The 24,733-nt window shown below is 67.8% G+C and carries 23 protein-coding genes, 1 tRNA gene and 2 pseudogenes; 14 read left to right on the top strand and 12 right to left on the bottom strand.

Translation table 11 applies throughout. The features are described from left to right. Positions 1-2,837, bottom strand: a 2,837-nt coding sequence (leuS, locus tag A9X04_RS01105) for a leucine--tRNA ligase (protein ID WP_067916911.1), incomplete at its 3' end; no start/stop codon positions are given. A 179-nt stretch (positions 2,838-3,016) separates the two neighbouring features. Here leuS and A9X04_RS01100 point away from each other — a divergent pair. Then, on the top strand, positions 3,017-4,138 hold the full coding sequence (locus tag A9X04_RS01100; RefSeq protein ID WP_067916909.1) for an LpqN/LpqT family lipoprotein: 1,122 nt from the start codon (positions 3,017-3,019) through the stop codon (positions 4,136-4,138). Positions 4,139-4,203: 65 nt separating this feature from the next. After that, positions 4,204-4,545 carry a hypothetical protein gene (locus tag A9X04_RS01095; protein WP_067916907.1) on the top strand — a complete coding sequence of 114 codons (342 nt, stop codon included), beginning with the start codon at positions 4,204-4,206 and terminating at the stop codon, positions 4,543-4,545. Between the two features lie 36 nt (positions 4,546-4,581). On the opposite strand, the gene A9X04_RS01090 is transcribed toward A9X04_RS01095, so the two are convergent. Further along, on the bottom strand, positions 4,582-5,187 hold the full coding sequence (locus tag A9X04_RS01090; RefSeq protein WP_067916905.1) for a YqgE/AlgH family protein: 606 nt from the start codon (positions 5,185-5,187) through the stop codon (positions 4,582-4,584). Between the two features lie 142 nt (positions 5,188-5,329). Here A9X04_RS01090 and A9X04_RS01085 point away from each other — a divergent pair, with 142 nt between their 5' ends. Both A9X04_RS01085 and A9X04_RS01080 read left to right on the top strand, forming a co-directional pair. Then, a complete protein-coding gene (locus A9X04_RS01085; protein ID WP_067916918.1) occupies positions 5,330-6,649 on the top strand; it encodes an MFS transporter in 1,320 nt (439 codons plus the stop codon). Further along, complete coding sequence (locus tag A9X04_RS01080) at positions 6,649-7,422, top strand: TIGR03084 family metal-binding protein (RefSeq protein ID WP_067916917.1); 774 nt, start codon at positions 6,649-6,651, stop codon at positions 7,420-7,422. The genes A9X04_RS01085 and A9X04_RS01080 overlap by 1 nt, the downstream gene beginning before the upstream one ends. 70 nt (positions 7,423-7,492) lie before the next feature. Here the strand turns inward: A9X04_RS01080 and A9X04_RS01075 are convergent, their stop codons facing one another. Next, on the bottom strand, positions 7,493-7,816 hold the full coding sequence (locus A9X04_RS01075; RefSeq protein WP_197508970.1) for a DUF2710 family protein: 324 nt from the start codon (positions 7,814-7,816) through the stop codon (positions 7,493-7,495). Positions 7,817-7,879: 63 nt separating this feature from the next. Next, a complete protein-coding gene (locus A9X04_RS01070) occupies positions 7,880-9,580 on the bottom strand; it encodes a DUF5632 domain-containing protein (RefSeq protein ID WP_067916903.1) in 1,701 nt (566 codons plus the stop codon). A gap of 82 nt (positions 9,581-9,662) precedes the next feature. On the opposite strand from A9X04_RS01070, the gene A9X04_RS30755 reads away from it, so the two are divergent. After that, the gene (locus A9X04_RS30755; RefSeq protein WP_197508968.1) at positions 9,663-9,806 is read left to right on the top strand and encodes a hypothetical protein; all 144 of its coding nucleotides are present in this window, start codon (positions 9,663-9,665) and stop codon (positions 9,804-9,806) included. Between the two features lie 14 nt (positions 9,807-9,820). Here A9X04_RS30755 and A9X04_RS01065 read toward each other — a convergent pair whose 3' ends face one another. The 6 genes from A9X04_RS01065 to A9X04_RS01040 form a co-directional block, all read right to left on the bottom strand. Continuing rightward, positions 9,821-10,132, bottom strand: coding sequence for a DUF2694 family protein (locus tag A9X04_RS01065; RefSeq protein WP_067916901.1), 312 nt, complete (start codon positions 10,130-10,132; stop codon positions 9,821-9,823). After that, positions 10,129-10,446, bottom strand: a complete 318-nt coding sequence (locus tag A9X04_RS01060) for an ESX-1 secretion-associated protein (protein ID WP_067916913.1) — start codon at positions 10,444-10,446, stop codon at positions 10,129-10,131. The genes A9X04_RS01065 and A9X04_RS01060 overlap by 4 nt, the downstream gene beginning before the upstream one ends. Positions 10,447-10,496: 50 nt before the next feature. Beyond that, complete coding sequence (locus tag A9X04_RS01055; protein WP_067916899.1) at positions 10,497-11,876, bottom strand: DUF4226 domain-containing protein; 1,380 nt, start codon at positions 11,874-11,876, stop codon at positions 10,497-10,499. 146 nt (positions 11,877-12,022) lie between these two features. Then, entirely contained in the window at positions 12,023-12,385 is a 363-nt protein-coding gene (locus A9X04_RS01050; RefSeq protein ID WP_067916898.1) for a DUF4226 domain-containing protein, read from the bottom strand. A 16-nt stretch (positions 12,386-12,401) separates the two neighbouring features. After that, a complete protein-coding gene (locus A9X04_RS01045; protein ID WP_067916896.1) occupies positions 12,402-13,217 on the bottom strand; it encodes a C40 family peptidase in 816 nt (271 codons plus the stop codon). Further along, positions 13,214-13,984, bottom strand: a complete 771-nt coding sequence (locus A9X04_RS01040; protein ID WP_067916894.1) for a helix-turn-helix domain-containing protein — start codon at positions 13,982-13,984, stop codon at positions 13,214-13,216. Before A9X04_RS01040 ends, A9X04_RS01045 begins: the two co-directional genes overlap by 4 nt. A gap of 143 nt (positions 13,985-14,127) precedes the next feature. On the opposite strand from A9X04_RS01040, the gene A9X04_RS01035 reads away from it, so the two are divergent. The 6 genes from A9X04_RS01035 (at position 14,128) to A9X04_RS01010 (ending at position 19,208) form a co-directional block, all read left to right on the top strand. After that, entirely contained in the window at positions 14,128-14,544 is a 417-nt protein-coding gene (locus tag A9X04_RS01035; protein ID WP_067916892.1) for a WhiB family transcriptional regulator, read from the top strand. Between the two features lie 85 nt (positions 14,545-14,629). Then, complete coding sequence (locus tag A9X04_RS01030) at positions 14,630-16,012, top strand: acyl-CoA dehydrogenase family protein (protein WP_067916890.1); 1,383 nt, start codon at positions 14,630-14,632, stop codon at positions 16,010-16,012. A 25-nt stretch (positions 16,013-16,037) separates the two neighbouring features. Further along, entirely contained in the window at positions 16,038-17,009 is a 972-nt protein-coding gene (locus A9X04_RS01025) for a pirin family protein (protein ID WP_067916888.1), read from the top strand. Then, positions 17,006-17,338, top strand: a complete 333-nt coding sequence (locus A9X04_RS01020; protein WP_067916886.1) for a GNAT family N-acetyltransferase — start codon at positions 17,006-17,008, stop codon at positions 17,336-17,338. Before A9X04_RS01025 ends, A9X04_RS01020 begins: the two co-directional genes overlap by 4 nt. Before the next feature lie 359 nt (positions 17,339-17,697). Further along, positions 17,698-18,801, top strand: a complete 1,104-nt coding sequence (locus A9X04_RS01015; RefSeq protein ID WP_067916884.1) for a hypothetical protein — start codon at positions 17,698-17,700, stop codon at positions 18,799-18,801. Next, positions 18,798-19,208: a hypothetical protein gene (locus A9X04_RS01010; RefSeq protein ID WP_067916882.1), complete on the top strand. Its 411-nt coding sequence runs from the start codon at positions 18,798-18,800 to the stop codon at positions 19,206-19,208. Before A9X04_RS01015 ends, A9X04_RS01010 begins: the two co-directional genes overlap by 4 nt. 289 nt (positions 19,209-19,497) lie before the next feature. Here the strand turns inward: A9X04_RS01010 and A9X04_RS01005 are convergent. After that, a tRNA-Leu gene (locus tag A9X04_RS01005) sits at positions 19,498-19,580 on the bottom strand. 242 nt (positions 19,581-19,822) lie between these two features. Here A9X04_RS01005 and A9X04_RS01000 point away from each other — a divergent pair. From A9X04_RS01000 to A9X04_RS29310, 3 genes and pseudogenes are all read left to right on the top strand, one after another. After that, on the top strand, positions 19,823-21,451 hold the full coding sequence (locus A9X04_RS01000) for a DUF3662 and FHA domain-containing protein (protein ID WP_067916881.1): 1,629 nt from the start codon (positions 19,823-19,825) through the stop codon (positions 21,449-21,451). A 128-nt stretch (positions 21,452-21,579) separates the two neighbouring features. Beyond that, entirely contained in the window at positions 21,580-22,047 is a 468-nt protein-coding gene (locus A9X04_RS00995; RefSeq protein ID WP_067916879.1) for an FHA domain-containing protein, read from the top strand. Positions 22,048-22,155: 108 nt separating this feature from the next. Beyond that, positions 22,156-23,604: pseudogene (locus A9X04_RS29310) on the top strand (PP2C family serine/threonine-protein phosphatase); the annotation flags it as partial. On the opposite strand, the pseudogene A9X04_RS00980 reads toward A9X04_RS29310, so the two are convergent. After that, positions 23,529-24,593: pseudogene (locus tag A9X04_RS00980) on the bottom strand (FtsW/RodA/SpoVE family cell cycle protein); the annotation flags it as partial. The pseudogenes A9X04_RS29310 and A9X04_RS00980 overlap by 76 nt on opposite strands. Between the last annotated feature and the right edge of the window lie 140 nt (positions 24,594-24,733).

Below are 24,733 nucleotides of genomic sequence, written 5' to 3'. Positions count from 1 at the left end.
ACCTTCTCGTCCGACAACGCCGCGGCCTTCAGGGTGTTCTGGTCAGCGTCGGCGGCCACCACCACTCGCCCGCGCACCTTCCCGTTGACCTGCACGGGGTATTCGACGCTGTCGTCGACCAGATACGCCGGATCGGCCTGCGGGAACGGGCCGTGCGCCAGCGAGGTGGTGTGGCCCAGCCGCAGCCACAGCTCCTCGGCCATGTGCGGGGCCAGCGGCGCCAACATCAGCACCAGCGGCTCGACCGCCTCCCGCGGCACCGCATCGCGGTGTTCCTTGGTCAGGTGGTTGGTGTATTCGATCAGCTTGGCGGCCGCGGTGTTATTGCGCAGCGCGGCATAGTCTTCCGAAACTCCTGCGATGGTGCGGTGCAGCGCTCGCAGGGTGCCGCTGTCGAGCTCTTGCGGTCCTTCTGTGTCGAGCACCCGCGTCTTGCCGGTCTGCTCGTCGACCACCAGGCGCCACACCCGCTGCAGAAAGCGGTGCGCCCCGACGACGTCCTTGGTGGCCCACGGGCGAGAGGCCTCCAGCGGGCCCATCGACATCTCGTAGACCCGCAGCGTGTCCGCGCCGTACTCGTCGCAGATCTCATCCGGTGAGATCGAATTCTTGAGGCTCTTCCCGATTTTCCCGAATTCCTGGAAGACCTCGATCTCGCCGTCCGGCCCCCCGTAGAAGAAGCGGCCGGCGCGCTCGACCACCTCGTCGGCGGGAACGTATGAACCGCGCGAATCGGTGTAGGCGAAGGCTTGAATGTAACCCTGGTTGACCAGGCGGCGGTACGGCTCCCGGGAACTGACGTGGCCCAGGTCGTACAACACCTTGTGCCAGAACCTCGCGTACAGCAGGTGCAGCACCGCGTGCTCGGCACCACCGACGTAGAGGTCGACACCGCCGGGGTCCTGCGGGCCGTGCTCGGCGGGCCGTGGGCCCATCCAGTAAGCCTCATTCTCCTTGGCGCACAACCGCTCCGAGTTGTGCGGATCGGTGTAGCGCAGTTCGTACCAGGAGCTGCCGGCCCACTGCGGCATCACGTTGGTGTCGCGGGTGTAGGGCCGCAGGCCGTCGCCCAGGTCGAGTTCGACGTGCACCCAGTCGGTCGCCTTGGCCAGCGGTGGCGACGGTTCGCTGTCGGCGTCGTCGGGGTCGAACAGCACCGGGGAATAGTCGGGCACATCGGGGAGCTCGACCGGCAGCGCGGCCTCGCCGAGCGCGTGGGCGCGCCCGTCGCTGTCGTAGACGATAGGAAACGGTTCGCCCCAGTAGCGTTGCCGGGCGAAAAGCCAGTCCCGCAGCTTGAATTCGATCCTGGCCCAACCGCGGCCGTCCGCTTCCAGGCGGGCGGTGATCGCCTCCTTCGCCGACGCGACGTCCATCCCGTCGAGGTAACCGGAATTGACCAGCACGCCGTCCCCCGCGTACGCGGCCTCCGAGATGCCGCCTCCGGCAATGACTTCCAAGATCGGCAGGCCGAATTCGTTGGCGAAGTCCCAGTCGCGCTGGTCGTGGCCGGGAACCGCCATGATCGCGCCGGTGCCGTAGCCGGCCAGCACGTAGTCGGCGATGAAGATCGGCACCGGTTTCCCGTTGGCGGGGTTGGTCGCGTAACTGCCGAGAAAGACTCCGGTCTTGTCCCTGCTCTCCTGGCGCTCGAGGTCGGACTTCGCCGCGATCGCCCGTCGGTAGGCGGCGACCGCCTCCCCCGGCGTCGCGGCGCCGTACGTCCACCGCGGGTCGGTGCCCTCCGGCCAGGCGACAGCGATCAGCCCGTCGACCAGGTCGTGCTCGGGAGCCAGCACCAGGTAGGTGGCACCGAACATGGTGTCGGGCCGGGTGGTGAACACCTCGATGTCGACCCTCTCGCCGCCGGTGCCGTGCGCCGAGAACAGCGCCCGGGTGCCGGTGGAGCGGCCGATCCAATTGCGTTGCATGGTCTTGACGGGTTCCGGCCAGTCCAGCACGTCCAGGTCGTCGAGCAGCCGGTCGGCGTAGGCGGTGATGCGCATCATCCACTGCCGCAACCGCTTCCGGAAGACTGGGAAGTTGCCGCGATCGCTGCGGCCGTCTGCGGTGACCTCTTCGTTGGCCAGCACCGTGCCGAGCCCGGGGCACCAATTCACCATCGAGTCGGCGCGGTAGACCAGGCGGTAGCCGTCGATCACGTCGGCCCGCTCCCCCACCGACAACGTGGCCCAGTCCCGTCCGTCCTCGAGGTTCCTTGTGCCGGAGTCGAATTCGGCGATCAGCTCGGTGATCGGGCGGGCCTTGCCGGCCGCGGTGTCGAACCAGGCGTTGTAGATCTGCAGGAAGATCCATTGCGTCCACTTGTAGAACTCGACGTCGGTGGTCGAAAAGCTGCGCCGGCTGTCGTGACCCAGGCCCAGCCGGCCCAGCTGACGCCGGAAGTTCACCACGTTGGCCTCGGTCCGGGTGCGCGGATGGGTGCCGGTCTGCACGGCGTACTGCTCGGCTGGCAGCCCGAAGGCGTCGAAACCCAACGCGTGCAGGACGTTATGTCCCGTCATCCGGTAGTAGCGGGCGTAGACGTCGGTGGCGATGTAGCCCAAGGGGTGGCCGACGTGCAGTCCCTCCCCCGAGGGATAGGGAAACATGTCCTGCACGAACAACTTGTCAGCGGGGACCGGGGTGCCGTCCGTCGGGGCCAGCGAACCGACCGGGTTGGGCACGTTGAACGTGCCGAGCCTGGCCCAGTTCTCCTGCCAGGTGCTCTCGATCCGCCCCGCCAGCGCCGCGGTGTAGCGATACGTCGGTGCATCGGAGTCCGTCTGAACGGCACCGGAGTTGCCCGCGGCGGCGGTGGTCGGGGAGTCGGTCACCTGAACAGGGTATAAGGATGGCCGCGGCCCGACCGCCCGGCCACAGGATGGTCTCGGTTCCGTTGCGCACGGATCAGAGGTTCATCCCAGGTCTGTCTCGGGCCTATTCACCGCCTTTGACCTGTAGTTACAGTCGGCCTCTAACTGCTGGCAGTGCGCCATTGGAAGGACCGACGCAGATGATCGAGACCCTCCCCGCCCACCGTGTGCTTCTCGGGGGTATGGTCGCCGGCCTGATCGGCCTGGCGGTTCTCACCAGCGCCCAGGCATCCGCAGATCCCCTGATTCCCGCCCCGGCACCCGTTCCCGCGATCCCGGCGCCGGCGCCGCAGAACGTCACCGCCGTGCCCGCGCAGGCGCCGACCAACCGATTGCTCGCCACACCGCCGGCGTCGAACCCCGTCGCGTCGCCTGCGGCCCCGGGCGCTTCCGCGCCTTCCGCGGTCACACCCGCCGCGCCGGTCGCCCCCGCGGTCACTCCCGCCACCTCCGGGACCATCCGCGAATACTTGGAGTCCAAAGGGGTCAAGCTCGAGGCGCAGAAGCCGCAGGGACTCAAGGCGCTCGACATCACCTTGCCGGTGCCGGCCCGCTGGACTCAGGTGCCCGATCCCAACGTGCCGGACGCCTTCGCGGTGATCGCCGACCGGCAGGGCAGCAGCATTTATAGCTCGAATGCGCAGGTGGTGGTGTACAGGCTGGTCGGCAACTTCGATCCCAGAGAGGCCATCTCGCACGGCTACGTCGACAGCCAGAAGCTCCTCGCCTGGCAGCCCACGAACGCCTCGATGGCCGATTTCGGCGGCTTCCCGTCGTCGATCGTCGAAGGTACCTACCGTGACGGCGACATGACGCTGAACACCTCGCGGCGCCACGTCATCGCCACCTCGGGGCCGGACAAGTACCTGGTGTCGCTCGCCGTGACCACCGATCGCGCGGTGGCCGTCGCCGACGCACCGGCCACGGACGCCATCGTCAACGGCTTCCGCGTGACCGTTCCCGGGGCCCCCGTCCCCGCGCCGGCCCAGACGCCCGCCGCCTCGCCGGTCGGGCTTCCCGGGCAGACGGCGGTCACCGCCCCCGTCGGGCAGGCACCCGCCGCCGCTCCGGTCGGGCAGGCACCCGCCGCCGCTCCGGTCGGGCAGGCGCCGGCGGTGGCTCCGCTGACGCAGACCTCGGCCACCGCCCCGGTGCGCCTCCCGGTGCAGGCGCCCGCCCCGAGCCGGCAGCCGGCGCCGAACCTGCTGGCCCTGGTTCCAGGCCTGCCCCCGCTGCCCAACTTCTCATTCCTGCAGCACTAGCCCCCCGCCCCGACACCGCCGGAGCCCACTGAGCGGGCCGACGGCCGGGCTCGTATTGTGAGCCCATGCTGATTGCGGGCGTGCTGTGCATGTGTGCGGCGGTGGCCGCCGCCGGATTCGGAACGTGGTCGCTGGCGCACCCCCAGAATGTCGACCCCACCGCGCTGGCGCTGCGGTCCATGGCACCGGCGCAGCTGGCCGCGGCGATCATGCTGGCCGCCGGCGGGGTGGTGGCGCTGGCCGCATCCCCGCACACCGCGCTGGTGGTGCTGATCGTCTGCGTCACCGGAGCCGTCGGGACGGTCGCCGCCGGATCCTGGCAGAGCGCGCGCTTCGCGCTGCGGCAAGAGGCGGCCGCACCCGCGTGCGCGGGGACCTGCACCGGCTGCACGCAGTCCTGCCACTGACATCCGCCGGAACCCCGGACGCCGGGGGGAGTAGAGCTAGTTGCGGCTGAGGTCGATCGGATGGGTGGCCAGCAGCGACAGAGGCAGCGGCTGGCGACGAAGCACCTGCCCCCACAGGTCTGATCGAGCCCCCGTCAAAACGTCAGATGGCAACGCGGACAGGACGATCCAGTCGTCGCGTTCGATTTCGCCTTCCAGCTGGCCGATGGTCCAGCCGGAGTAGCCCGCGAAGATCCGCACCCCCTCGACCAGCGGCGCGATCGTGTCTGGCTCGGCGTCCAGATCGACCATCACCACCCGCCCGGCCACGTGCCGCAGGCCCGCAACACCCGCCGGATCGGCGCCGACTCGCAACGTCGCCAGGCACAGGGCCGCGTCACGCTTCACCGGTCCGCCGATGAACATCGTCTTCGGCTTGGCCGCCAATTTGGTCCACTGCGGCAGCACGTTGTAGACCGCGGTCTCGCTGGCGCGGTTCAGCACCACCCCCAACGTCCCGCCGTCGTTGTGTTCGACGATGTAGATCACGCTGCGCCGGAACGTCGGTTCGAAGAGATCGGTGTTGGCCAGCAGCAAGGTACCCGCGCGCACTCGCTGCGCGGCCGGCGCGACATAGTCCTCTGGATCCTCGGGCGGCGGCACCCCACCATCATCGCATCCGGTGCTTGCCGCCCGGGCGAATCAAGCCCGGGGCGTGAAGATTTGTACTGTTGGTAAAGCGGCTCGGATCGCGGCGAGCTTGCTAGCCCCCCTCGTGGAAGTCGGTTTTGTGATCCAATCCCGGATGCACTCAAGCGCACCCGCCGAAATATGGCGGTCGGTGCGCGGTTTGCCAGACTTCTGGCGGCTGCTGCAGGTGCGCATGGCGAGTCAATTCGGTGACGGTCTGTTTCAGGCGGGGCTCGCGGGAGCGTTGCTGTTCAATCCGGACCGTGCCGCCGATCCGATGGCGATCGCGCGGGCGTTCACCGTGTTGTTCCTGCCTTACTCGCTGTTGGGACCGTTCGCGGGAGCGCTGATGGACCGCTGGGACCGGCGGCTGGTGCTCGTCGGTGCCAACGCCGGCCGCCTCATCCTGATCGCCGCCATCGGGACCATCCTGGCCGTCCGGGCAGGCGACCTGCCGCTGTTATTGGGCGCGCTGTTCGCCAACGGCCTGGCGCGGTTCGTCGCGTCCGGGCTGTCGGCGTCGCTGCCGCATGTCGTGCCGCGCGAACAGGTGGTGACCATGAACGCCGCAGCGAACGCGGCCGGGGCCGTCGCCGCCTTCATCGGCGCCAACTTCATGCTCGTTCCCCGGTTCGTGTTCGGCGCCGGCGACAAGGGCGCCTCGGCGATCATCTTCCTCACCGCGATTCCGGTGTTGATCGCCTTACTGCTGTCGTGGCGGTTCGGCTCCCGCGTGTTGGGCCCGGACGACACCAAGCGGGCGATCCATGGGCCGGTTGTCTACGCCGTGGTCACCGGTTGGCTGCACGGCGCGCGCACGGTCGCCCAACGGCCGACGGTCTCCGCCACCTTGTCCGGCCTGGCCGCCCATCGCATGGTGATCGGCATCAATTCCTTGCTGGTGCTGTTGCTCGTCCACCACATGACCGATCCCCAAGCCGGGGGATTGGGGACCGCGCTGCTGTTCTTCGGCGCCGCCGGCCTGGGCGCGTTCCTGGCCAACGTGCTGACTCCGCCCGCGGTCCGTCGCTGGGGGCGCTACAGGACGGTGAACGGCGCGTTGGCGATGTCGGCGATCATCGAGGTCACCGGCGCGGAGCTAGTGCTGCCGATCATGGTGGCGTGCGGCTTCTTCCTCGGTGTGACCGGACAGATGGTCAAGCTGTGCGCCGACTCGGCGATGCAGATGGACGTCGATGACGCCCTTCGCGGGCACGTGTTCGCCGTCCAGGACGCGCTGTTCTGGGTCTCGTTCATCGTCTCGATCACGGTGGCCGCGGCGTTGATTCCCGCCGACGGGCATGCACCGGCATTCGCATTGTTCGGCTCGGGTCTGTATCTGGCCGGTCTCGCCATGCACAGCTTCCTGGGCCGGCGCGGCGAGCAGGCGAATAATCGCTACCCGGCGGGGGCGATGGACGAGCGGAGGCAATGATGGCGGGTCCCGAACTGATCGTGGCCGATCTACGTGCGGAAAGCGATGAGCTTGACGCCCTGGTGGCGGAGCTGCCGGCCGAACGCTGGGCCGATCCGACGCCCGCGCCGGGCTGGACCATCGCGCATCAGATCGGCCACCTGTTGTGGACCGACCGGGTCGCGCTGACCTCGGTCACCGACGAGGCGGGGTTCGCCGAACAGCTCAAGGCCGCCGCCGACGACCCAACGGGCTTCGTCGACGCGGGCGCGGCGGAGTTGGCGACTCTGGCGCTGGCCGAATTGCTCGCCGATTGGCGGGCCACCCGTGGCCGGCTGCACGACGAGCTGCTGAACGTTCCCGCTGGGCGCAAGCTTCCCTGGTTCGGGCCGCCGATGAGTGCGGCGTCGATGGCTACCGCGCGGTTGATGGAGACCTGGGCTCACGGGCTGGACGTGGCCGACGCGCTGGGCGTCAAGCGGGTGGCCACCGACCGGCTGCGGTCGATCGCCCACCTGGGGGTGCGCACCCGCGACTACGCGTTTTTCGTCAACAATCTGCCTGCTCCGGCCGAGCCGTTTCTGGTCGAGCTGCACGGACCCGGGGGCGACACCTGGAGCTGGGGACCTCCCGACGCGGTGCAGCGGGTCACCGGTTCGGCCGAAGACTTCTGCTTCCTGGTCACGCAGCGCCGCCCACTCAGCGCTCTGGACATCACGGCGCACGGGGCCGACGCCCAGCGCTGGCTGGAGATTGCGCAAGCCTTCGCGGGACCGCCCGGCGACGGTCGATGAGCGCGCGTGCGCGCGAAGAGAGCCGGCGCCCATCCGACCCGGCGACGGTCGATGAGCGCGCGTGCGCGCGTTAGTGGAGCGGGCCGCCGTAACTTGCCCGGTTCTCGGCCTCGGCCTCTTCACGCAGCGCCGAAATCGCCAGATTGAGCCTGTCGGCGAGCTCGCCGTGGGCGTATCCGGTCATCACGCTCGGGTGCAGGTTCAGCTTGAGTAACCGTCCGTCGGAATTCGCCACGGCATAGATGTCACCGAGGTCGACACTGTAGGTGACGGCCTCGGCCTGGGCCACGAGGGCTTCCCATTTGTCGGCGGCTTCGCTCAGTTCGCGCAGAACTGATTCGACGAGATCCTTATCGCTGAGATTCGCGCGCCTGCCCGAACCCGACACGGTCACAGTATGTCGACCCCTCCCACCAGCGTCAATTCAAAATCCTGGTTGCGCGCAACCACCCGTGGCCTATGTGCTGGGCGGCGGGCTGGCGAGTTTCTGATACCAGGCGAGGTGATAGTTCGCCGACACCGCGTCTCCGCTCGCGATGCCTTCGGTGGCGGCCATCAACAAACATTTGAGCAGAAGCGCCGGATTCACGGCCGGGTACTGGACCAAAAGCTGGTAGCGCGCCGTATCGAGGTGCACCCGCAGCACGTCGACCTCCTGGTCGACGATGAAGGCCTCCGCGGCGGCCGCGTCGGCCAGCCTCTGCACAATCCGGGGGAGTCCGTCGAAGCGGCGCGTGGTGTCGCTCAGCACTCTGCGCAGGTCCTCGATGGCTGGCAGCTCGCGCGGTTCCAACGACGACTTGGTCGCGGCGAAGTCGACCGAGCGGCGCAGCGAAGCACCGGGAGCGTAGGTCACGACGCGCACGGCGTCCCCGAGCAACGCGGTGACCCTGCCGCTGCGTTGCCCCGGTTCCAGCAACCGCACGCCGGCCGGCAGCGTGATGCCGGCCGGTATCCATCCGTGGGCGAGGTCGGTGACCAAAACTGTCGTGCCGTCCGCACGATCACCGACCGCCCAGTTCAACCGCGGCTCCTGGCGGACCACGAACTCGAGGAGTCGGCTCAGTCGCTCGACATCGAAACCTGTTGCAGTGACGGTTTTTTCGGAGGGCGGGCGGGGCGGCTCCTGGGGAGGCGGATCATCGCGGCCCGTGGCGGGATCGCCGACGACCGCATGGTGACGACCGCTGTCCGCCGGCTCGTCGGCGACGGGCAGGGCCTCGGTGATCGCCGGGATGACCTGAGTCTCCTCCGTCGAGCCCACCGTGGTGTCGTCCACCGGTTCTGGAGCCCACTCGGGTGCGGCCTGATCGATCGCCCGCTCTTGCACTTCCAGGTGGTGGCGACCGTCGGCGACGGGCTCCGCGCTCCCGGCCGGCTCGTCAATCGCGGGCACGTCCTCGCTGATGGTGGGGATGACCTGGGTCTCCGCAAGAGAAGCCGCCGCTGCGTCGTCGTCGGGCGCATGCTCTTGGGCGGGCCGCGTCTCGTCCGGGACCGGCGCCGGGACCGGCGCCTCCACGTGGTGGCGGCCGTTGGCGACGGGCTCCGCATCAACGGCAGGCGGTATGACCTGGGTCTCCTCCTGGGCGGTCGTCTCATCCGGAGGCGGAGCGGCGTCGTCACCGTCTTGCGGCCCGACCGGAGCGGGCTTGTCGGCGATCCGCCAGCGTGGCTTACGCACAGTCCTGGTGGGCGCATTGGAAGGTTCCGCGTCCGTCACCGAAGGAATGACTTGGGTCTGATCCATGCCCGGTGCCGGTGGTCCGGCGAAGTGCGGGCCGGGATGCCCGACGGTCACCCCGGCGTTCGAGGCGCGCAGCTGGCGGATCGTCGATTCGACGCGCCGCACCGCGCGGGCACGCGATTCATCGATGACCCGGGTCTCCTCCGCCTGGCGGGGCAAATCGGCCAGACCCGCACGTTTGATCATCTTGAGCTGCTCGTTCGCGCTGTCGGCGATTCGCCGTAGGTCAGTCCTCAGATAGTCTGCAAGCGCGGTGTTTTCGGCGGTGATCGTGGAAAGCTCGGCAGGCCAAAGCCCACCGATCACCCACGGGGTGCAATCGATGGGAGAGCTGAAGGCCGGCATCGACAGTGATTCCCGGGTAGCTCTCCGGAGGCGCTGACGCGCCGTCATCCGACCGAAGATCGCCACCGGCTAAGCGTACCGGGAGCTGATGAATCGCCTATTCGGTCGGTGAATTGTGCAGCTGTGACGGCCTGGGTAGCGTGGAGATATGGCTGAATCTGCCCTGCAGCAGCAACTCGACGAGGTGCGTGCCCTGCTCGCTCGCGCACGAGAGTTGTTCGGCCCCAATCCCGTAGAGCCACCCACGGATATCGCTCCAGATCCCGAGGCGGCCAAGACCTGGGTGCTCTAGGTGGGCGGAACCGGTTAGGTCGAGCCGCCGCGGCGGCGCAGCTTATGTGCCAGTAGCTTCTCGATCGCCGCATCGAGGTCTCGCGGGGTCGGCACCTCTGCCGAGGGAGTGTGTCCGGCCGCCAGGATTTCCTCGCGGATTTCCAGCAATGCCTTCAGGCAAGACACGTCGGCCGTCAGCAAGATGCCTCGTGCCAGTGTGTCGGCGTCGGTATCCATCGCCTCTTCGCTCAGGGCGACGCTGTGCATGTACCCGCCGCGGCAAGAGCGGACGAGGATGTGCCCACTCGGGTGAACGGTGTCAAAAGCGGGGTTCGCGTCCGTCATCGACCGCGGTCAGCAATGCCGCCGAGGTTGCGCGCCGCATCCTGCTCGTGCTGTTCCCACATCGTTGCCGACGCCCTGAGTTTGTCCGCCAAATCGGCGTGGTCGGCTGCTTGTTGCTCATAGCACTGGCGTCTGAGCTCGAGCAGTTCGCGCCCGGCGTCACGAAGTTCACCGAAGATGGGGCCCAGCGAGTCCAGGCTTTCCTGGATGGCCTCGTGCGAGGACGGCACCGTGCGTAAGTACTCGGACGTCTCCTGGTGACGCGCAGCGGCTTCACGCAAGTGCGCGGGCACCACATGGATCGAATCTGCCATCCGCTGTCTCCTTTTCCCGTCCGCCGGCCAGACCGGCGGGATCACTATTGTCAGGTGGCCGGCCAACTCGCCGGCCGGGTGGGTGTCGGTGTGTCTGGCTTCGTCGGTGCGGTCGCGATCGCGGCCGCCGCCGGTGGATGCTCCCAGCCTAGAAAGCTTGGTCCGCTCACGGTGGCGATGTCTTGGATTTGGCCATCGAGAAGGGCCTTGCCCGGGCCGAGGGCAAGGGCGTGCCGGTCGATGAACATTCCGATGTCCGCCGGAGCCACGTGCGACACGTCGACCGGTTCGGTGATCGCGGTGCCCGGCGGTGGAATCGTTATTCCTTGCTGCTGGAAGGCATCCGGTATCGCCACTCCACCGACCGCGGCCCTGATCGCAGCCGCCAGCTGGGGACTGGCCGCCGTCACCGTCTCACCGTCGGGCAGGGTCACCGTGGTGGGACCGGCCGGAGTCGATGCATCTCCCACCGCCGACGCGTCCCGGGCGGCGTCCCCGTCTTGGTCGCCCGGTTCATCCGACGATGGGTCCGTCTTCGCATCGTCGTCGGTGGGGTCCAGCACGCCTTCGTCGTCGAGGCCCTGCAGTGCAGGATCCGTTCCGTCGTCACCCTGCAGGCCGGGAAGCGAGAACCCGCTCGGCGGCGCGCCGAGGCTCGGCAGTCCGGACGCGAGGCTGGGCATTGTCGGCGGCACAGGAGCCAAGGGCGCGGGGGGAGCGGTCACACCCTCCGGCACAACCGTTCCCGACGAATCATCGGGTGGCAGGCCCGGGTCGTCTGCCAACAACGAATCCAGCAGCGGATCCCAGTCGGACTCGCCCGTGGCCGGCGCGGTGGCCGCATCGGCGTCGGACGACACCCTGGCCGAGGGGCGTTCTTCGGAAGTGTTCGACTGATTCTTGGACGCGTCGTACAGCGACGTCCATGCCGCCATCAGTGCCGACTTCGACGTGTCGTCGAGGCTCGCGTCGAGGACCACCGCGCGAATGTCGCGGAGTTTGCCGATCAGAAAGCGCTGGAAATCGCGCGCCCCGGCCGGGGTGTCCAAATCCGACCGCGTCCGCACCGCGGCTTCGGTGTCCTGCTGCAACTTCGCCAACGCCTGGCCGCCTTCGACGGTGTTGAGGTGGGCGTTCAAGATGGCCGTGATCACCTGCATGTCCAGCTGAGAACTCGCTGAATTCTGGTGCGACAGTGCGGCTTCGGCTCGCGAGATGGCTTCCGCCGCCTCGCCCTTCTCTCCTTCCGGCATCGCCACATGCTGCTGACGGATCTTGTCAACGATCGCCTGGAGCCGCTCGGGACGCGCCGTGGGGGTGATCACGGCGGCCAGCTCAGTGGGCGACAGGCCCGCCTGCCACGCGTTGGGGTCACCGGTTTGGTCCCGGGCATATTTCACCGCGGCAAGCAGCTCCTCGTACGCCGACATCAGCTAGCCGACCGGCGCTGCGGTCACCGCTTGTCTTTGCGGCAGGTGTCGCGGCCCCTCCATGCCCGGCGACAGTACCCAGACCCTTTCCGGTGGACAATTCACTGCGCCAAGCGATTGTGGATGACACGGTGATGCTTGCCTTGCTAGCCGTTGCCCGAGCTGTACCCGTCCCGAAGGCCTTCCAGTACAGCCTTTTTCGCTCGACCGAGTTCACGCGCCTCCTCGACGACCGCGGTGATCTCGCGCTGCTTGGCGAGCAGAAACCGCTGAAACTCACGCGCCCCCGTCGGCGTGTCCAGCGCAAGGTTCGCCTGATGCGCGGTGGCATGGTCGATCTGCTCGGCGATGGCATCCAATCGCCTGGCGCCTTCGCGCGTGGCGGCGTGGGCGCTGGCCAGCACTTCGGCCAGCACGCGGTCGGCGTCGGCCGCCGTACCGTGCTGGCCGGCCAGGTCTGATTGCCGTGCCTGCATGGCGGCTACCGAGGGTCCGGCTTGTTCCGTCATCGACTCACCCTGTTCGTCATAGCGGTCGGCGAATAGCGACGTTGGCGCCCAGCCGGCTGATCCGGACCGAGGCTCCCGAGTAGGGCGCTTCGACCACCAGGTTGTTGCCGATGGCCAGCTGGACGTGTCCGGCGTGCGGGAAGACCAGATCACCGGCGCGGACTTGCGAACGAGTCACCGGGATCCCGTCGTTGATCTGCTGATAGGTGGTGCGGCCCAGGCGAATTCCCGCTTGCGCGTAGCTCCACTGCACCAGCCCCGAACAATCGAACCGGTCGGGGCCGGTCGCACCCCAGACGTAAGGTCGGCCAAGGCGCGACAGTGCGGCGCGCACCGCGATTGCGGCGCGCCCGGTCGATCCCGACCCCCCGGCGCGGTGGCGCAGGAGTTGGTAGCGCAGCGAACGCAGTTCCCCCACGCGTCGTCGCGCCCGGAGGCGGGCCGATAAAACGTGGGCGCGTTGGGTCCGCAGTCGCGCCGCGCGGCGACGCATCGCTTCGCGCTGGGCCATCGGTGTCACCGGGACGGCTGCGTCGGCTCGTGCTTCGTCGAGTACGCCCCGGGTCAGATCACGGGCCTCGGCCCGCTCGCGTAGAGCACCGGCGATGACGCCGGCTGCGGCGGTATCCGCGGCGGCAGCCGTGGCGAGCCGTTGCCGGCCGTGATCCGCGGCGAGCCGGTAACCCCCGTGCGCCAAGGCGTCGTTCAACCCGCCGGCTGCGCGCAAAAGGGTGCGATAGTGTCCCGTGCCCGCATCCAGTGATGGGGGCCGAGTGCCGCCGGCGAACAGGTCGTGAGCGCGGCTCAGCAGCTCGATATCGCTGTGGGTCACTGCGCCTCCTCGGCTTGTGGGGCTTCGGATTCGACGGCGGCGGTGAAGGCGCGGACGCGAGGGAGCGCTCCAAGTGGAATAACGCCCCGGTTGCGGATGTCCCACATTTCCCCGACGTCGACGCCGACCAGCGCGGCGATGATCGTCTCCGGCAAGGACGATCGGGCGCATGCCCGGTCGAAGCGCGCGCTCAAGCTGGTCGGCATCCGCTTGAGCAGCGCAGTTCGAGTCGCCTCGAGGGCTTGGAGATGGTCCATCAGGCGGTCGGTGGAGTCCGCGCCGGCGTTCACCGCGACCCGCCAGGAACCGGCGGCCAGCAGTTCTGCCTTCACGCACTGAGCGATCACAGACAGAATATACGTCTCATATTCGTTTGATGTTGTCGCAGGCAAGCGATCGATGACGGATTTGAGAGCTTCGAGCTGAGCTTCGGCATAGCCTTCCAGCACTTCCGTGTCGCTGTGCCGGTCTACGACCACTGGTCCGGTGCGCCGTGCGGGCTCGACGGCGGGCGGTTGCGCAGCCATCAGCCGGGCTAGTTCCGCATCCGGATCGGCGGCCACCAACAGCCGCGAATACGTACCGGGCGGCAGGCCCAGCCCATTCTCAACCTTTTGAACTGTGCTTTTGTGGGGCTTGCGGGCGCCCCGCTCCAGGAAACTCAAACCCATGATGCTGACGCCGGTGACGGCGGCCAGGTCGGCCAACGACCAGTCGCGTGACTCCCGGAGGGCGCGGATCGCCGCGCCGGCCGATTCACGGCTCATCGCACGCTCCGGCCATAGGCCGGATATTACACACGCCGGGTCGTATCGCTGTAGATATACGTTTCTGTCACGTTTCTCTTGCGCAGTGACTCCATGTCTGTATACGCTTCTGTCTACGTTTCACGCTCGACAAGGAGACCGACATGGGACACCCCTGCGCTGCCAACCCGGAACTTTGGTTCGGCTACCCCGACGACGACGGTGGTGACGGCGCCGCGAAGGCCCGTGCGTACGAGCGGTCGGCCGTCGAGGCGCGGATCCAATGCCTGCGCCGTTGTCCGCTGGCGCAGCAACGCCAATGCGCCCAGCACGCCATCGCGCACCGCGAGGAATACGGCGTGTGGGCCGGCGTCAAACTGCCGGGGGGCCAATACCGCAAGCGCGAACAGCTCGCGCAGGCCCACGAGGTGCTGCGGCGCATCGCGTCCGGCGAGATCAATTCGCGTCAGCTGCCCGAGAACGCGGCCCTGCTCGCCAACCACGAACACGAGGCCGTTGCGGTTGCCGCGGTGGTGCTGCACCTGCCGCTCGCACAGGTGGGGCCGCGCTCGGCCGCCTGAGCTTCCTTCGCGGGCCAGTTTGCTGACCTGGTCGACGGGGTAGACGGGCGGCACGACCGAGTCTGTCGACCCAAAGGCGGGATCCATGACGTTCGACCTGACCCCGACCGCAGCGCAGCACGACCTGGCCCGACGGACCCACGAGTTCGCCGAAGAAGTGATCCGCCCCGTGGCGCTCCACTACGACCAACGGCAGGAGTTCCCGTGGCCGGTGTTGGAGGAGGCGGCCCAACGCGGCTTTTACAGCCCGCTGTTCTACCGTGACCTGATCGGCGATCCGACCGGCCTCTCGCTGCCGATGTTCATGGAGGAGCTGTTTTGGGGCTGCGCCGGGATCGGGTTGGCGATCGTGATGCCCGCATTGGCCCTGTCGGCGATCGGACAGGCCGCGTCGCCAGAGCAGATGGTGGAGTGGGCGCCCGAATGCTTCGGCACCCCAGGCGATCTCAAGCTCGCGGCGCTGGCGATCTCCGAACCCGAGGGCGGCAGCGACGTACGCAATCTGCGCACCCGCGCGCGCCGCGACGGTGACGACTGGATCATCGACGGCCACAAGATGTGGATCGGCAACGGCGGGATCGCCAACGTGCATGTGGTCAACGCCGTCGTCGACGAGGAGCTCGGCCACCGCGGCCAGGCGCTGTTCGCGGTGCCCGGTGGCACGCCCGGGTTGAAGCTGGTGCGGAAGCTGGACAAGCTGGGCTGCCGCGCCTCCCACACCGCCGAGCTGTTGTTCGAAGGCGTCCGGGTGCCGGCCGCGAATCTGCTTGGTGGACAAGAGAAACTGGAGCACAAGCTCGCGAAGGCGCGTGAGGTGGTGGCGGGCGGGAAGCGTTCGGGGTCGGCGACATTGGGCACGTTCGAACAGACCCGGCCCATGGTCGCCGCCCAGGCCATCGGGATCGCGCGCGCCGCGCTGGAGTACGCAACGGCATACGCCACCGAGCGCGAGGCCTTCGGCGCGCCGATCATCGACAATCAGGGCATCGCCTTCCCGCTGGCGGAGCTGGCCACCCAGATCGACGCCGCCCGGCTGTTGACATGGCGAGCGTCGTGGATGGCGGCCAACAACGTTCCCTTCGAACGCGGGGAAGGCTCGATGTCGAAGATGGCCGCCAGCGAGGTGGCCGTGAAGGCGACCGAACGCGCCCTTCAAACCATGGGCGGCTGGGGTTACATCACGGATCACCCGGTGGAGAAGTGGTATCGGGATGCCAAGCTGTACACCATCTTTGAAGGCACCAGCGAAATCCAGCGGATGGTGATCGCCAACGCGCTGGGCGCCACCGTCGGCACGCCGCCACTGCACGTCGTGCTCGAGCCGTCGGGCGGACCGTTGAACCGGGTTTTCGGCCGCGGCACCCCGCTGCGGTCCCGCGCCGCCGATACCGCACTGTCGATGCAGGACCGAGTGCCCGAACCCGTCATGCGGCTGGCCATGAAGGTGCTCCGGCCGCCACGCAAGTAATGGCGTATGGGTACCGTCGGGTGCGATGAGTAACCTCGAGCCGGCGCCGGTCGAAGTCGCCTGCGCGGCTTCGCCAAGCGTGGGCGTCGAAGTGCTGCGGCCCCGGGAGGTTCCGTTGGGCGGGCCCCGCGCCATGCAGGTGCATCGCACGCTTCCGCAACGCCAGCGCTCGCTGATCGGGGCGTGGTGCTTCATCGACCACTACGGCCCTGCGGCGACGCGCATGGACGTTCCGCCGCATCCGCACACCGGACTACAGACGGTGAGTTGGTTGTTCAGTGGGAAAGTGGAGCACAACGACAGCGCCCGTGTGCGCGCTGTGGTACGGCCTGGTGAGCTGAACCTGATGACCGCGGGTGCCGGTATCTGTCACTCCGAGGTGTCGGTAGAGTCGCCGGCCGTCTTGCACGGCGTGCAGCTCTGGGTGGCGCTACCCGGAGCGGCTCGGGACACCGGTCGCGACTTCGCCCACTACGTGCCGGAGCCGGTGGCGATTTCCGGTGCGACGGTGCGTGTGTTTCTCGGGGAGCTGGCGGGCAGCCGTTCCCCGGTACACACCTTTACTTCGCTGCTGGGCGCCCAGATCGATCTCGGCGTCGGAGCTCGCCTGGACGTCGATGTCGACCCGACATTCGAGCACGGTGTGCTCGGCGATGCAGGTTTCGTCCAGGTGGAGGATGCCGCTCTGGCGGCCGCCGAGCTGGCCTACCTGAACCCCGGCCGATCCGCGCTGCGCCTGCGGAACGTGGGGGAGGGGCGGGCGCGGGTACTGCTACTCGGTGGGACACCGTTCACCGAGGAGTTGGTGATGTGGTGGAACTTCGTCGGACGAAGCCACGAGGACATCCTGGAGTACCGCCAACTGTGGGAGGACGGCGACGATCGTTTCGGCGCCGTCCACGGTTACCGGGGTTCGCTTGCCCGCCTGCCCGCCCCGCCGCTGCCGACCACGCGGCTGCGGCCTCGACCCGTACCGCAACGAAAGGGAAACACATGACCACCGACAAGACAGGAGCCGAAGCGACCGTCAGCCTCGAGGACGGCCGCTACACCATTGCCGTGGACGGCAAGCAGGTCGGCCTCGCCGACTTCGCCGACCGTGGCGACCAGCGGGTTTTCTACCACACCGAAATCGACCCGGCGTACGGCGGACGCGGCCTGGCCACGATTCTCGTCGAAGAGGCGCTCAACGAAGCCCGGGACGAAGGCAAGCGCATCGTTCCGGTGTGCTCGATGATCGGCACCGTGCTCAAGAAGCACCCCGAATACGACGACATCACCGACGCGGTTACGCCTGACGTTCAGCGGTGGTTGCAGTCGTCGTAGCGGTGCGACAGCTATTCCGTCGAAGCCCGTCCCGAGTCGAGCACACAGACAGCCGCCGGACCGCCCGCGAGACCGCGCGCTGCCAGCGCGTAGGCGGTTGTCTCGTACATGACTTCTCGCCGCATCATCAGGGCAGCCCTCGGCCATCCACTGTGGAGATGCTTGATGCCATCAGCAGGCGATCGCGTACCGGCGCCTGACGTTGCCACGAGACAAGTCGGCGCCGTCGGACGGGATAACGGGTGGCTAAACAGTATGTGTCTCGTCGTCATCGACCGTGTTATTTGGGCGTGCAGTGGAAACGTCGACCGTACGATTAAGGTCCTCTGCCAGCCTTCTGCGACGGGGGCACCACCGACATGACCCAGCCCGTAAACAACATGCCCGTACTAGAAGGGCATGTCGTCGACAAGTTGAATGCGACGCGGGCCCGGGTCAACGCGGCGTCTGAAGCGTTAGCCGCGTTGGACGCCGACGCCAACATCGCAGTCTTGCGTGGCACGGCGGCACAAGTCGGCAACACTCTCATCGAAACCGCCGCCGATGATGCGTTATGGATGGTTCTTGCGCATCGAACCGACAACGCGCTGACACCCGGCGAGAGAGCCCGGCTGCGCGCGGCGGTGAGCATCAACTGGGTTGAGACCCTCAACGCACTCGGCTATAAGGAGCCGCCGCCGGCCGACACGTACGGGACGTCCTTCGTGCAAGCGTTATCCACCGTGATCGTCGAGCGCGATGGACGCAACATCGACGAGGTGCGGGCCCAGGTACGGGAACTGGGCAAGCAGTTGGTCGCATTGACCGTCCTGCCGGCGGCCACGCCGTCGCGGTTTCGCAAGTGGTTACGCCGAGGATCCCGCGTCGTCCGCGGATTGGCCGTCGCGGCTGGTGTCGCGGCTGCCGTCGTGGTGATCGGCCAAGCGGTGATGCCCGCGGCGACGGCTGCGGCGATCGCCGCGGCGGCGGCTCCGCTGGTCCCTGGTCACGTCATCGGGACCTCTGTGATCGTCGAAGTGGTCAACGAGGTCACGAAGAAGTCCATCGAGTTCGCTTTGAATGCGGCGTTGGGACGGGACCCCGACGCTGCCGACGACGAGGACGGCCCGACGGCGGCGCAGCGCGCGCGACAGCACCTGGGCAATGTCTCCGTTCCCCAGATCCAAGCCCTGACCGAGGAGTGGGCCGGCGAACATGCCAAGCGGCCCATAGCGGCCTCACGGCAACTCATCGGCACCGCCACTTTGAGCGTCCACCTTGCGGCAGTCGCCGCCGCGGGCGCCGACTGGGCGAGCGCGGGGCTTTGCGATCAACTGAACGCGGTGCTGGCTCTGTTGGGGGCCGTCGACGCCGCTCTGGACGAGCAGGCCCCCGATGCGGCCGAGATCGCCAAGGCGTTCGCCAGCTTGGCCGAGCAAGTGGGCGCAGCCCAAGCGCAACTCAACGAGGCGACCCACCCGTGAACCCTGTCGACGAACTCACCGCCCTGGCCCATGCACAGCAAGCTCTGATCGACGAGCTTCAAGTTGATAAGGCCCGGCGTCACGTCGAATGGGCGCAGGCCCAGCATGAACTCGTAGTGGCAAAGCAGGATTACCTGCGGATCCTGAATCCACGGTGGGACTTCATAGACGGCAAACTCACGCGGGACCCGAAGTGGACGGCACCAAGCGAGGCCAAGCGCCAGGCACACCAGCGCGCGATTGCAGAGCGTAGAGATGAGGTCACAGCCTGCAGTGCAGCGGAGGCCGCAGTGGATACGGCGTTGGCCGAAGCCTGCGCGCGTCTCCGGGAGATGCGCGCGGCGTGGCCCGCGGCACTGGGACCATTCCCGGTACCCGAGACGGGCCCGCCCGACACCGACGAGTGACAGCGCTTCCCCTGGTCCTGGGAAATCTGCCGGATCCATAGTTCGATGCGCCGGCCACCTGGGTCACCTAGGTGATCAACTTCGTCGACGCGCCCCTACAACTCCTTTTGCTGTGCGGCCCCCAGCGTCGATCGGGTATCTGTAGACGATTACGGGGACTTACGGGACAAAGTCCCCTACGGCACCTGGAATCGCACCCCCGCGGCCAGGCCCCACGCAAACACAAAGGTCACGACCCCTTTTCGAGTTCGTGACCTTCGTGCCTGCAGTTCGTAGAACCGCTCAACTGTGGGCGAAGGGGGACTTGAACCCCCACGTCCCGAAGGACACTGGCACCTGAAGCCAGCGCGTCTGCCATTCCGCCACTCGCCCGGAAAAACAACCGATGGACCATATCACTCTAATAGCCGCATTCCCCAACTGCCTGGTCGGGCCGGGCGCCTGGGCGGCGCTGCGGGCCAACGTCTCTGAGCAGGGCGGACGCAGTTCTCAGAGTTTTCACGGTGCCGCGAGCTCGCGCTGTGTCGATACCATGCTGGAGTGAGAGGTCACTCCGCGCATCGTTTGCCGCATAGCAGCGACACGCTTCGGCAAGTGCAGGCGAACGGCGGGGCATGAGTAGCCAACGGGGGCTGGCGGCGCGGATCGAGCGCAAGCTTGAGGCCACCGTTGACAATGCCTTCGCCCGAGTCTTCGGCGGATCGATTGTTCCGCAGGAGGTGGAGGCCCTGCTGCGCCGCGAAGCCCGCGACGGCGTCCAGCGGCTGCATGGAAATCGGTTTTTGGCCCCCAACGAATACATCATTACCCTCGGAAGGCACGACTTCGAGAAGGTGGGCGCCGACCCTGATCTCACGTCGGGCGCTTTCGCTAGGTACTTGGCCGACTACATCCGTGAACAGGAGTGGCAAACGTATGGTGATGTGGTCGTCCGGTTCGAGCAATCGTCGAACCTGCGTACCGGCCAGTACCGCGCCCGTGGTGCTGTCAACCCCGATGTGCAGCCCCGCCCGACGGTCAATGAGCCCGTCCGGCCACAATCAAATAATGCGTTCGGCGCAGAACGAGGAGTAGCACCAATGACTGACGATTCGAGCTACCGCGGGGCTCAGGGGCCGGGGCGGCCCAGCGATGAGTATTACGACGACCGCTACGGGCGTCCGCAAGAGGGTGGCGCAGAACCGCAGGCGGCGCCTGAACCGCGCGGTGGGTACCCACCGCCGCCCGAGCAGGGCGGCTACCCGCCGCAGCAGGGCTACCCGCCACCGCGGCATCCCGAGCAGGCCGGCTACCCCGAGCAGGGCCAAGGCGGCTACCCGGAGCAGGGCGGCTACCAGGCGCCGGGCGGCTACCCCGACCAGCGCGGGTACCAAGGCCCGGGGGGATACCCCGAGCAGCGCGGCTACCAGGGCCAGGGCGGGGGATACCCCGAGCAGGGCCAAGGCGGGTACCCGACGCAGTACGAGCAGCGCCCTCCCGCGCCCGGTGGGTACGGCGGCCAAGGTTACGACCAGGGCTACCGCCAGGGCGGCGGGTACGGCCCGCCCGGCGGCGGTCAGCCCGCCGGCGGCCAGCAGGGCTACGGCGGGTACGGCGAATACGGCCGCGGACCGGCGCGCCCCGACGAGGGTGCCTACGCTCCGCCCGAGCAGCGGCCGGCCTACCCGGAGCAGGGCGGCGGGTACGAACAGGGCGGCGGCTATGAGCAGGCCGGCGGGTACGAGCAGGGATACCAGCAGGGCGGCGGCGGCTACGGTCGGCAGGATTACGCCGGCGACTACACGCAGTACGCGGAGAACGTCCCGGGCGGGGGATACGGCGGCCAGGGCGGCGGGTACCCCGAGGCCCCCCAGCGCGATTACGACTACGGCCAGCAGGCCGAGTACGCCCAGCCCGCCGACTACGGCCAGCAGGCCGGCGGCTACGGCGCTTACGGCGGCGGCTATGGTGCGGCCGGGACGACGGTCACGCTGCAGCTCGACGACGGTAGCGGCCGCACCTATCAGCTCCGCGAGGGCTCCAACATCGTGGGCCGCGGGCAAGACGCCCAATTCCGGTTGCCCGACACCGGCGTGTCACGGCGTCACCTCGAGATCCGTTGGGACGGGCAGGTGGCGCTCCTGTCGGACCTGAACTCGACCAACGGCACCACCGTGAACAACGCGCCCGTGCAGGAATGGCAGTTGGCCGATGGTGACGTGATCCGGCTGGGCCACTCGGAGATCATCGTCCGGATCCACTGAACCCGCTGGGCTCAACGCTGCCCTGCTTCGCCCCGTGTCGACCGCCGTCCAAGTATCGTGACGTTGCCGATGTGCTCGGGGTCATGGGCGCCGGGGGGACTACGTCGCCAGGACGGAAAGGACGCCAGATGCAGGGACTCGTACTGCAGCTGACGCGTGCCGGATTTCTGATGTTGTTGTGGGTATTCATCTGGTCCGTGTTGCGGATCTTGCGGACCGATATCTACGCCCCCACCGGCGCCGTCATGGTGCGCCGGGGCTTGACGTTGCGCAGCACCCTGCTGCCGTCGCGGGAACGCCGGCACGCCGCGCGCTACCTGGTGGTGACCGAGGGGGCGTTGGCCGGGGCCCGCATCACACTCAGCGGGCAACCGGTGTTGATCGGGCGGGCTGACGACTCAACCCTGGTGCTCACCGACGACTACGCCTCAACGCGGCACGCCCGGCTATCTCAGCGCGGTTCGGAATGGTACGTCGAGGATCTAGGATCGACAAACGGCACTTACCTTGACAGGGCAAAGGTGACGACTGCGGTACGAGTTCCCATAGGGACGCCGATTCGGATCGGCAAGACGGCGATCGAGCTGCGCCCGTGACCCGCGCTCACGACGATGATGCCGGCGAAGCCGGGATCGAGGAGTTGCGCCCGTGACCCGCGCTCACGACGATGATGCCGGCGAAGCCGGGATCGAGGAGTTGCGCCCGTGACCCTGGTCCTGCGATACGCCGCGCGCAGCGATCGCGGCCTGGTGCGCGCCAACAACGAAGACTCCGTATACGCCGGTGCCCGGCTGCTCGCCCTGGCCGACGGCATGGGCGGCCACGCCGCGGGCGAGGTCGCCTCCCAACTGGTGATCGCCGCGCTGGCCCACCTCGACGACGACGAACCCGGCGGCGACCTGCTGGCCAAGCTCGACGCCGCGGTGCGCGCCGGCAATGCAGCCATCGCGGCGCAAGTGGAGGCGGAGCCCGAACTCGAGGGAATGGGCACCACGCTCACCGCGATCCTGTTCGCGGGCGACCGAATTGGCTTGGTACACATCGGCGATTCGCGCGGCTATCTGCTGCGTGACGGTGAACTGACGCAAATCACCAAGGACGACACCTTCGTCCAGACCCTCGTCGACGAGGGCCGCATCACCCGCGAAGAGGCGCACAGCCACCCGCAGCGGTCGCTGATCATGCGCGCGCTGACCGGTCACGAGGTCGAACCCACGCTGACCATGCGCGAGGCGCGGGCCGGCGACCGCTACCTGCTCTGCTCCGACGGACTCAGCGACCCGGTCAGCGACGAGACCATCCTGGAAGCCCTGCAGATCCCGGACGTGGCCGAAGCCGCCTACCGCCTCATCGAGCTGGCGCTGCGCGGCGGCGGCCCGGACAACGTGACCGTGGTGGTCGCCGATGTCGTCGACTACGACTACGGCCAAACCCAACCAATTCTGGCCGGCGCGGTTTCCGGTGACGACGACCAGATGACGTTGCCCAACACCTCCGCCGGCCGCGCCTCCGCGATCAGGCCCCGCGAGGAGGCCGCGAAACGCGTTGCGCCCCAACCAGAAACCCCCAACCGGCCCCGCTGGCCACGGCGCCGGATGTTCTTCGTCGTGACGTTGGCGGTGTTGTTCGTTCTGTCGGGCCTGGCCATCGCCTGGTGGGTGATCCAGCGCAACTATTACGTCACCGAATACGACGGCAAGGTCTCGATAGTCCGCGGAATCCAGGGGTCCTTGCTGGGTCTGCCGCTGCAGGAGCCCTATCTGGTCGGCTGCCTGAGCGCGCGGAACGAGCTGTCGCTGATCAGTTACGGCCAATCCGGCCACTCGAACTGCCAACTGATGACTCTGCGGGACTTGCGCCGTCCCGGGCAGGTCCAGGTGCAAACCGGGCTGCCGGGCGGCAGCCTGGACCAGGCCGAGTCACAGCTACGACAATTGCTGGCCGAATACCTGCTGCCCACCTGTCCGTCGCCGCGCGCTACGTCGCCGCCGGGATCCCCGGGCCTCGGGAGCGGCGCCCCCGAGTCAAGTGTCGCGGCATCGCCAGCATCGACCACTCCACCTACCACCGCTTCTCCCAGCCCCAGCTCTTCACCGAAGGCCGCGATGATGAAGTCGGTCGACGCGGCCGGAACGGTATCGGGTTGGCCGTTGCCGAGCCCGGTGCCGAAGATGCCGCCCGTGGCGAAACTGAACAGCGACTGCACGATCTGATAGCCGCTGCCGTCGGGGTCGGAGAACGGGTCCCACCACATCTGCACGCGGACCCGCACGTGCGCGAAGATGAAATACGCGATGACGCTGCCCACCGCGAACAGCACCAGGCCGATCACAACCCAGCTGAACCGTTGTGTCGCAAGGTAAACCACGACCAAGAACGACGCGTAGAGCAGCAGCGAGGTGCCGAGGTCCTTCTCGAAGGCCATCACGCCCACCGAGCTCACCCACGCGGCCAGCAGTGGCGCGAGGTCGCGTGGGCGCGGCAGGGTCAGGCCCATGAAATGCTTTCCGACGCTGTTGAATAGGCCCCGCTTGGCGATCAGCACGGCGGAGAAGAAGATCAGCAGCAAGATCTTGGAGAACTCGGCGGGCTGAAACGAGAAGCCGGGGAAGCGAATCCAGATCTTCGCGCCGTTCTGCTCGGACAACGATGCCGGCAACAGCGCGGGAATCACCAGCAGCACCAGGCCGGTGATCCCGCAGATGTAGCCATACCGCGCCAGCTGTCGATGGTCTTTGAGGAACGTGACCACGAGCGCGAACGTGATGACCCCGACCACCGTCCACAGCATCTGCTGGGTGGCGCTGGGGTGATGGCGGCCGCTCATCTGGTTGTTGACCAGGTCGAGCCGGTGGATCATCACCAAGCCAAGTCCATTGAGCAGCGCCACAATTGGCAACAGCAACGGGTCGGTATAGGGCGCGAAGCGCCTGATCGCCATGTGCGCCGAACCGAACACGAGCAGGAACACCAACCCGTAGGTGATGACGTTCCAGCGTATTTCACGGTCCTGGTTGGCTTCGACGATGATCAGCGCGGCGACAGTGATGGCCGCGGCGAAGCACAGCAGCAGCAGCTCGGCGTTGCGACGGGTCGGCAGCGGCGGCGTCACCGCGACGGGCGGCTGAAGTTGTGTGGTCATGCCACTGTCCGGCAATCAATGCCCGGTTGAAGTGGGGGCGCTGGAAGCGCGGTGACCGTCTGGGAAGTGGTCGTGGGGCCCACCGGCGAAGGGGTCGCGTTCCTCAAAGACCATCGACAGCTGGCGCGGTATGGCTACAT

This window comes from Mycobacterium sp. E3247, from assembly GCF_001667785.1.
Classification (GTDB): Bacteria; Actinomycetota; Actinomycetes; order Mycobacteriales; family Mycobacteriaceae; genus Mycobacterium.
This window is presented reverse-complemented; position numbering and strand designations above follow the sequence as displayed.

Coding starts and splice junctions, on each gene's coding strand:
- A9X04_RS01000 (WP_067916881.1), top strand. CDS start 19,823: ATGAGTAGCCAACGGGGGCTGGCGGCGCGGATCGAGCGCAAGCTTGAG.
- A9X04_RS01035 (WP_067916892.1), top strand. CDS start 14,128: ATGGGACACCCCTGCGCTGCCAACCCGGAACTTTGGTTCGGCTACCCC.
- A9X04_RS01060 (WP_067916913.1), bottom strand. CDS start 10,446: ATGGCAGATTCGATCCATGTGGTGCCCGCGCACTTGCGTGAAGCCGCT.
- A9X04_RS01040 (WP_067916894.1), bottom strand. CDS start 13,984: ATGAGCCGTGAATCGGCCGGCGCGGCGATCCGCGCCCTCCGGGAGTCA.
- A9X04_RS01080 (WP_067916917.1), top strand. CDS start 6,649: ATGGCGGGTCCCGAACTGATCGTGGCCGATCTACGTGCGGAAAGCGAT.
- A9X04_RS01050 (WP_067916898.1), bottom strand. CDS start 12,385: ATGACGGAACAAGCCGGACCCTCGGTAGCCGCCATGCAGGCACGGCAA.
- A9X04_RS01065 (WP_067916901.1), bottom strand. CDS start 10,132: ATGACGGACGCGAACCCCGCTTTTGACACCGTTCACCCGAGTGGGCAC.
- A9X04_RS01100 (WP_067916909.1), top strand. CDS start 3,017: ATGATCGAGACCCTCCCCGCCCACCGTGTGCTTCTCGGGGGTATGGTC.
- A9X04_RS30755 (WP_197508968.1), top strand. CDS start 9,663: ATGGCTGAATCTGCCCTGCAGCAGCAACTCGACGAGGTGCGTGCCCTG.
- A9X04_RS01025 (WP_067916888.1), top strand. CDS start 16,038: ATGAGTAACCTCGAGCCGGCGCCGGTCGAAGTCGCCTGCGCGGCTTCG.
- A9X04_RS01055 (WP_067916899.1), bottom strand. CDS start 11,876: ATGTCGGCGTACGAGGAGCTGCTTGCCGCGGTGAAATATGCCCGGGAC.
- A9X04_RS01085 (WP_067916918.1), top strand. CDS start 5,330: ATGCACTCAAGCGCACCCGCCGAAATATGGCGGTCGGTGCGCGGTTTG.
- A9X04_RS01095 (WP_067916907.1), top strand. CDS start 4,204: ATGCTGATTGCGGGCGTGCTGTGCATGTGTGCGGCGGTGGCCGCCGCC.
- A9X04_RS01030 (WP_067916890.1), top strand. CDS start 14,630: ATGACGTTCGACCTGACCCCGACCGCAGCGCAGCACGACCTGGCCCGA.
- A9X04_RS01015 (WP_067916884.1), top strand. CDS start 17,698: ATGACCCAGCCCGTAAACAACATGCCCGTACTAGAAGGGCATGTCGTC.
- A9X04_RS00995 (WP_067916879.1), top strand. CDS start 21,580: ATGCAGGGACTCGTACTGCAGCTGACGCGTGCCGGATTTCTGATGTTG.
- A9X04_RS01020 (WP_067916886.1), top strand. CDS start 17,006: ATGACCACCGACAAGACAGGAGCCGAAGCGACCGTCAGCCTCGAGGAC.